Genomic DNA, 5,993 nt, shown 5'->3' on the forward strand with positions numbered 1-5,993 from the left:
GCGGGACCCGACCGGATGTCTCCCGGTCGGGCCCCGCTGCTGCGCGCTCTGGTCCACGACGACCTGCGAACGGCCCGCGAACGCCGCGCGAACGACGCGCGACGGGGCAATCCCAGGCACCGAGGTGCGATCAAGCCTTCTTCGTCTCCCAGAAGATCTTGTCGATCTGGGCGATGTAGTCCAGTGCCTTCTGGCCGGTCGCCGGGTCCGTCGACCCCTTCGCCGCCGACAGCGCCTTCAGCGCGTCGTTCACCAGCTGGTGCAGCTCGGGGTACTTCTCGAAGTGCGGGGGCTTGAAGTAGTCGCTCCACAGCACGGAGACATGGTGCTTCGCGAGCTCGGCCCGCTGCTCCTTGATGACGGTGGCGCGGGCCCGGAAGTGCGGGTCCTCGTTGGCCTGGTACTTCTCCTGGACGGCCTTGACCGATTCGGCCTCGATACGGGCCTGGGCCGGGTCGTAGACACCGCAGGGCAGGTCGCAGTGGGCGCTGACCTTTACCTTGGGGGCAAACAGGCGGGAGAGCATGGAGCTGTCCTTCCTCGTGATCGTCTTCTCAGGTGGGACATTACTCCGTGAGAGAGCCGATTTCGCGAGTGCCCCCTAGGGCTTAGGACGAAAGTCCGGGGTCAGTATGGGACCGGTGGCCGAACATACCCTGGGAGCCGGAGGTGGCGGATGACTGATCAGGGGCGGGAGCCGACAGCACCGTTCGGGGTGGCCGAAGTGACGGGTCCTTCCATGTACCCGACGCTCAGAGCGGGCGACCGGCTGCTGGTGCACTACGGCGCCACGGTACGGCCGGGCGATATCGCCGTACTGCGCCATCCACTCCAGCAGGATCTCCTCATCGTCAAGCGGCTGGTCGAGCGGCGGGAGACCGGCTGGTGGGTGCTGGGGGAAAATCCGGGCGCCGAGGGGGACAGCCGGCTGTTCGGGACCGTACCGGCGGAACTGCTGCTCGGGCGGGTGCGCGGCCGGTACCGGCCGCGTGAGAAGGGTCAGCGCTCCGTGCGCGGACTCGTCTCCTGGGCGTTCTCCGCGCTGCGGCCGGTGCTCTGCGACCGCTCCGTCTCCAGGCGCTTGCGCGCGCGGTAGGCCGCCACATTGGCACGGGTCGCGCAGCGGTCCGAGCAGTAGCGGCGGGAGCGGTTCGTCGAGGTGTCGAGATAGGCGTTGCGGCACGGCTCGGCCTCGCACAGTCCGAGCCGGTCGACCCCGTGCTCCGTGAGGTGGAACGCCAGCCCCATCGCGGCGATCGCCGCGTACCCCGCCGTCGCGTTCGACGGATGGTCGGCGAGGTGCATATGCCACTTCGGGCGCCCGTCGTCGTCCCGGAAGTCATGGCCCGAGATCTGCGGGCTGACGGGGAACTCCAGCAGCAGCGAGTTCAGCAGATCGACCGCCTGGGTCTCGTCCCCGGCGTCCGCCGCGGTGAAGACGGCCCGCAGTCTGCTCCGCACCGAGCGGAAGCGGGTCACATCCGAGTCGGTGGCGCGACGCGCGGCCTGGGCGGACGGGCCGAACAGCTCGCGGATGGTGTCGACCGAGGTGAGGGTGTCCTTGTTACGAGCCGGCTCCTCGGTGTTGACCAGGCGCACGGCGTAGTCCGAGTAATAGGCCAGTTCCACTTGTAGTCCTTACCGAGGCGGTCTAGGGTCGCTTTATTGTGTGTAATGGATGATACCGCTTTGAGGTATTACGGATGGGAGGCTTCCATGGCAGAGCAGACGGCGAACGCGGCGACAGCGAACGCGGGGACGGCGGCGCCGGCGGGAACGGAGGCGGGCACCGACTGGGCGGCCTGGCAGCAGAGCTGGGACCGTCAGCAGGAGTGGTACATGCCCGACCGCGAGGAGCGGTTCCGGGTGATGCTGGACATGGTCGAGGCCGTCGTCGGCCCCGCGCCACGCGTCCTGGACCTCGCCTGCGGTACGGGGAGCATCACGGACCGGCTGCTGCGCCGGTTCCCGGACGCCGTCAGCACGGGTGTCGACCTCGACCCCGCCCTGCTGACCATCGCCCGGGGCACCTTCGCCGCCGACGACCGCGCCACCTTCATCACCGCCGATCTCACCGACCCCGGCTGGACCGCGAAGCTCCCGTACGACTCGTACGACGCCGTCCTCACCGCCACCGCCCTGCACTGGCTGCCCGGCGGACCGCTCGCCACGCTCTACGGGCAGCTCGCCGGTGTCGTCCGCGACGGCGGCGTTCTGATGAACGCCGACCATATGATCGACCGCACCACCCCGCGCATCAACGCCGCCGAGCGCGCCCACCGGCACGCCCGGATGGACCGTGCCAAGGAATCCGGCGCCGTCGACTGGGCCGAATGGTGGGACCTCGCCGCCCAGGACCCGGTGCTCGCCGCGCCGACCGCCGAGCGCTTCGCCATCTACGGCGGCGACCACGCGGACGGCGAGACCCCGTCCGCCCAGTGGCACGCCGAGACCCTGCGCTCGGCCGGCTTCGCCGAGGCCCGCGCCGTATGGTCCTCGCCGTCGGACAGCCTGGTCCTTGCCCTGAAGTAGCCTCCGCTCACCCTGCTCCGGACGGAATCGTGTCCGCCCACATGTCCGCCCACATGTCCGCCCACATGTCCGCCCACATGTCCGCCCACGTGTCCGTCCACGTGTCCGTCCACGTGTCCGTCCACTCGGCTCCGGACGGAATCGCCTCCGGGCGCAACCTCCTGCGACCGCCACCGCACTGGAAGGGGTGAAGGTCCGCGACCGGCGGACCGGGGAGTGGTGAGGATGAAGCGGGACTCTGGGAAAGCGGAGGACATCGCGCTGCACGCGTTCGTCGAAGGCCGGCGTACCGCGCTGTTCCGCAGCGCCTACCTCCTGTGCGGAGATCGGGACGAGGCCGATGACCTCGTCCAGACCACGCTGGTGAAGGTGGTGATGAGCGGTCGTCGGCGGATACGCCTCGACAACATCGAGGCGTATGCGCGCAAGACCCTCGTCAACACCTTCATCGCCTCCCGCCGCCGGTTCTGGCGGCGGGAGCACGCGTACGGCGAACTCCCCGACCGCCCGGCGCCGCCGGACGCCGACACCGAGACGGGGCTGGTGATCCGTGCCGCGCTGGACCGGCTCACCGCCAGACAGCGTGCCGTGGTGGTGCTGCGCTACTGGGAGGACCAGAGCGTCGCGGCCACGGCGGAGCTGCTCGGTATGCGGGAGAACACCGTCAAGAGCCATGCGGCCCGGGGGCTCGCGATTCTGCGGGCAGAGGTGCAGGAGGAGTTCGTATGAATGACATCAGGTACATGCTGGAAGAGGCCGCCCAGGATGCGGGGAGTTCCACCGTCACGACCGAGGCCGTGTACATCAAGGCGGCCAGGACGGGGCGCCGGCGCGCGGCGGTCGTCGCGGCGGCGGTCGCGGTCGGCGTGCTCGCGACCGGGGCGGTCGTGGGGCCTGCCATTGGCGGGGACGAGAAGCGGTCGGTCGCCGCACCGCCCGCCAGTGCCGGAGACGCGGAGCAGGCCGAGAAGATCCGCGAACTGCTGCCCGGGGACATCGAGTCGGTGCGGAAGGTCGCGGACGGGCCGATGCTGCGGGTGTACCCGCTCGCCAAGGTCCCCCATGCCGCCGTGACGGGCTCCGGCCCGCTCGACGGGCACTACCTCGTCACGGAGAAACGCGATGGGAAGAATGAACTCCGGGGTGTGAGCATCGCGTTCATGGACCGTGAGGCAGTCGCACGCGATACCGGGGGCAAGGGGCTGCCGGAGGACTTCTGCGCAGTGCTCGCATCGTCCGCCAAGGCCGAGTGCGTGCAGAGGCGAGTGTCGGACGGCAGGGTGTCCACCTCATGGAAGGGCGGGGCCGAGTTCCGTGCCGGGCCTGCTCCCTGGGCCTTCAACCGGCTGGGGCGTCTCACGCTCCCGGACGGCGGCCTGCTGCTCGTCGGGGAGGCGGGCATGACGATGGGCTCCCAGGCCGAGGGCAAGGTCGGCGTGTACTCGCCCGAGGCGAAGTCGGGAACGAGAGTGGGCACCAACGGGGGCTACGCCTCCTACACCCCGTCCGAGTTCGAGACGCTGATGCTTCGCCCGGAGCTGGTGCCCTGAGCGGGCCGGTGCGAGGGCGGTACGGGACTCCGTGACTCCGGGCCCGTACCGCCCTCGTACGCTGCCGGGGCCGCCCTCGCACCGTGCGCGCGACCCGCGGCTACAGCACCTTCGACAGGAACGACTTCGTCCGGTCGTGCTGAGGGTTGGTCAGGACATCGCGCGGATGGCCCGATTCCACCACCGCGCCGTCGTCCATGAACACCAGCGCGTCGCCGACCTCGCGCGCGAAGCCCATCTCGTGGGTGACCACGATCATCGTCATGCCGTCCTCGGCCAGACCGCGCATGACGTCGAGCACATCGCCCACCAGCTCGGGGTCGAGCGCGGAGGTCGGCTCGTCGAAGAGCATGAGCTTGGGCTGCATGGCCAGGGCGCGGGCGATGGCCACCCGCTGCTGCTGGCCGCCGGAGAGCTGGGAGGGGTAGGTGGCGGCCTTGTCGGCCAGGCCCACCCGGTCCAGGAGTTGTTCGGCCCGTGCGCGGGCCACCGCCTTGGTCTCGCCCTTGACCTGGACCGGCGCCTCGATGATGTTCTCGATCGCCGTCATATGCGGGAAGAGGTTGAAGCGCTGGAAGACCATGCCGATGTCCCGGCGCTTGACGGCGACCTCGCTGTCCTTCAGCTCGTACAGCTTGTCGCCCTTCTGGCGGTAGCCGACCAGCTCGCCGTCGACGTACAGCCGGCCGGCGTTGATCTTCTCCAGGTGGTTGATGCACCGCAGGAAGGTCGACTTGCCGGAACCGGACGGGCCGATCAGACAGAACACCTCACGCGGTGCCACCTCCAGGTCGATGCCCTTGAGCACCTCCACCAGTCCGAAGGACTTGTGCACTCCCTCCGCCCTGACCATGGCGTTCATGCGGAGACTCCCTTCGGGCGGCGCAGCGAGAACACACTCGACCTGATCTTCTGGAACGGGGTCGGCGGCAGACTGCGGCTGGAGCCGCGGGCGTAGTACCGCTCCAGGTAGTACTGGCCCACGCTCAGGATGGATGTCATCACCAGATACCAGGCGGCGGCGAGGAAGTACATCTCGACCGGTGCGCCGGAGGTCTGGCCGATGTTCTGTGCCTGGCGGAACAGTTCGGTGTACTGCACCGCCGCCACCAGCGATGTCGTCTTGAGCATATTGATGACTTCGTTGCCCGTGGGCGGCACGATGACCCGCATCGCCTGCGGGATGACGATCCGGCGCAGCGTCTTGCCGTGGCTCATGCCCAGGGCGTGCGACGCCTCGGTCTGGCCCTCGTCGACCGAGAGCAGACCGGCGCGGCAGATCTCCGCCATGTACGCGGCCTCGTTGAGCCCCAGACCCAGCAGCGCCGTCAGGAACGGCGTCATGAAGTCCGACCACTCGTCCCGGTAGAAGCCGAGATTGATGTACTCGAAGACCAGACCCAGGTTGAACCAGACGAACAGCTGCACCAGGACCGGGGTGCCCCGGAAGAACCAGATGTAGAACCAGGCGATGGACGAGGTCACCGGGTTCCTCGACAGACGCATCACCGCGAGGACGATGCCGCCGGCGATACCGATGGCCATCGACAGGACGGTCAGTACGAGCGTCTTGCCGACGCCGTCGACGATGCGGTCGTCGAAGAAGTAGTCGGGGATGGCGTCCCAGTTGATCTTGCCTTGGGAGAAGGCGTAGACGACCAGGGCCAGGAGCCCGATCGCGAGGACGGCGGCGACGTAGCGGCCGTAGTGCCGGACCGGGATGGCCTTGATGGCCTCGGGTCCGGCCGCCGGTGGCGGTGGTACGTCCTCCGGACCCGTCTTTTCGATGTCGACAGTCACAAGGAGCCTTTCGAATACCGAGTCAGTGCCTGACCGAGGGCGGGGGGCCGGGGACCGCGTCCGCCCGGGTTCCGGTGGACCGGCCGGACGATTGCCTGCTGGGGTGCGCAC

The 5,993-nt window shown here is 68.9% G+C and carries 8 protein-coding genes; 4 read left to right on the forward strand and 4 right to left on the reverse strand.

The genetic code is table 11. The annotated features are described in order from the left end of the window. Positions 1 to 130: 130 nt before the first annotated feature. A complete protein-coding gene (gene sodN, locus ACWF94_RS30610; RefSeq protein WP_453495705.1) occupies positions 131 to 526 on the reverse strand; it encodes a superoxide dismutase, Ni in 396 nt (131 codons plus the stop codon). A 150-nt stretch (positions 527 to 676) separates the two neighbouring features. On the opposite strand from sodN, the gene sodX reads away from it, so the two are divergent. Then, the gene (gene sodX, locus ACWF94_RS30615) at positions 677 to 1,096 is read left to right on the forward strand and encodes a nickel-type superoxide dismutase maturation protease (RefSeq protein WP_453495708.1); all 420 of its coding nucleotides are present in this window, start codon (positions 677 to 679) and stop codon (positions 1,094 to 1,096) included. Here sodX and ACWF94_RS30620 read toward each other — a convergent pair. After that, a complete protein-coding gene (locus tag ACWF94_RS30620; RefSeq protein WP_453495710.1) occupies positions 1,000 to 1,629 on the reverse strand; it encodes a CGNR zinc finger domain-containing protein in 630 nt (209 codons plus the stop codon). The two genes, sodX and ACWF94_RS30620, sit on opposite strands and share 97 nt — an antisense overlap. Before the next feature lie 87 nt (positions 1,630 to 1,716). Here ACWF94_RS30620 and ACWF94_RS30625 point away from each other — a divergent pair, with 87 nt between their 5' ends. The 3 genes from ACWF94_RS30625 to ACWF94_RS30635 all read left to right on the forward strand — a co-directional run bounded on the left by ACWF94_RS30625 (position 1,717) and on the right by ACWF94_RS30635 (position 4,082). Continuing rightward, positions 1,717 to 2,532 (forward strand): class I SAM-dependent methyltransferase, encoded by an 816-nt coding sequence (locus tag ACWF94_RS30625; protein ID WP_453495713.1) that lies wholly within the window; start codon positions 1,717 to 1,719, stop codon positions 2,530 to 2,532. 225 nt (positions 2,533 to 2,757) lie between these two features. Then, positions 2,758 to 3,261 carry a SigE family RNA polymerase sigma factor gene (locus tag ACWF94_RS30630; protein WP_453495716.1) on the forward strand — a complete coding sequence of 168 codons (504 nt, stop codon included), beginning with the start codon at positions 2,758 to 2,760 and terminating at the stop codon, positions 3,259 to 3,261. Continuing rightward, positions 3,258 to 4,082: a hypothetical protein gene (locus ACWF94_RS30635; RefSeq protein WP_453495719.1), complete on the forward strand. Its 825-nt coding sequence runs from the start codon at positions 3,258 to 3,260 to the stop codon at positions 4,080 to 4,082. Before ACWF94_RS30630 ends, ACWF94_RS30635 begins: the two co-directional genes overlap by 4 nt. 100 nt (positions 4,083 to 4,182) lie before the next feature. Here the strand turns inward: ACWF94_RS30635 and ACWF94_RS30640 are convergent, their stop codons facing one another. Together ACWF94_RS30640 and ACWF94_RS30645 are read right to left on the reverse strand one after the other, a co-directional pair. Next, entirely contained in the window at positions 4,183 to 4,944 is a 762-nt protein-coding gene (locus ACWF94_RS30640; protein ID WP_453495722.1) for an amino acid ABC transporter ATP-binding protein, read from the reverse strand. After that, positions 4,941 to 5,882, reverse strand: a complete 942-nt coding sequence (locus tag ACWF94_RS30645; RefSeq protein ID WP_453495725.1) for an amino acid ABC transporter permease — start codon at positions 5,880 to 5,882, stop codon at positions 4,941 to 4,943. Before ACWF94_RS30645 ends, ACWF94_RS30640 begins: the two co-directional genes overlap by 4 nt. Positions 5,883 to 5,993: the final 111 nt, after the last annotated feature.

The sequence above is a fragment of the Streptomyces sp. NPDC055078 genome (assembly GCF_053607985.1).

Bases quoted from the DNA above. Each gene is read 5' to 3' on its own strand.
- sodN (WP_453495705.1), bottom strand. From the start codon at position 526: ATGCTCTCCCGCCTGTTTGCCCCCAAGGTAAAGGTCAGCGCCCACTGC.
- sodX (WP_453495708.1), top strand. From the start codon at position 677: ATGACTGATCAGGGGCGGGAGCCGACAGCACCGTTCGGGGTGGCCGAA.
- ACWF94_RS30625 (WP_453495713.1), top strand. From the start codon at position 1,717: ATGGCAGAGCAGACGGCGAACGCGGCGACAGCGAACGCGGGGACGGCG.
- ACWF94_RS30630 (WP_453495716.1), top strand. From the start codon at position 2,758: ATGAAGCGGGACTCTGGGAAAGCGGAGGACATCGCGCTGCACGCGTTC.
- ACWF94_RS30635 (WP_453495719.1), top strand. From the start codon at position 3,258: ATGAATGACATCAGGTACATGCTGGAAGAGGCCGCCCAGGATGCGGGG.
- ACWF94_RS30640 (WP_453495722.1), bottom strand. From the start codon at position 4,944: ATGAACGCCATGGTCAGGGCGGAGGGAGTGCACAAGTCCTTCGGACTG.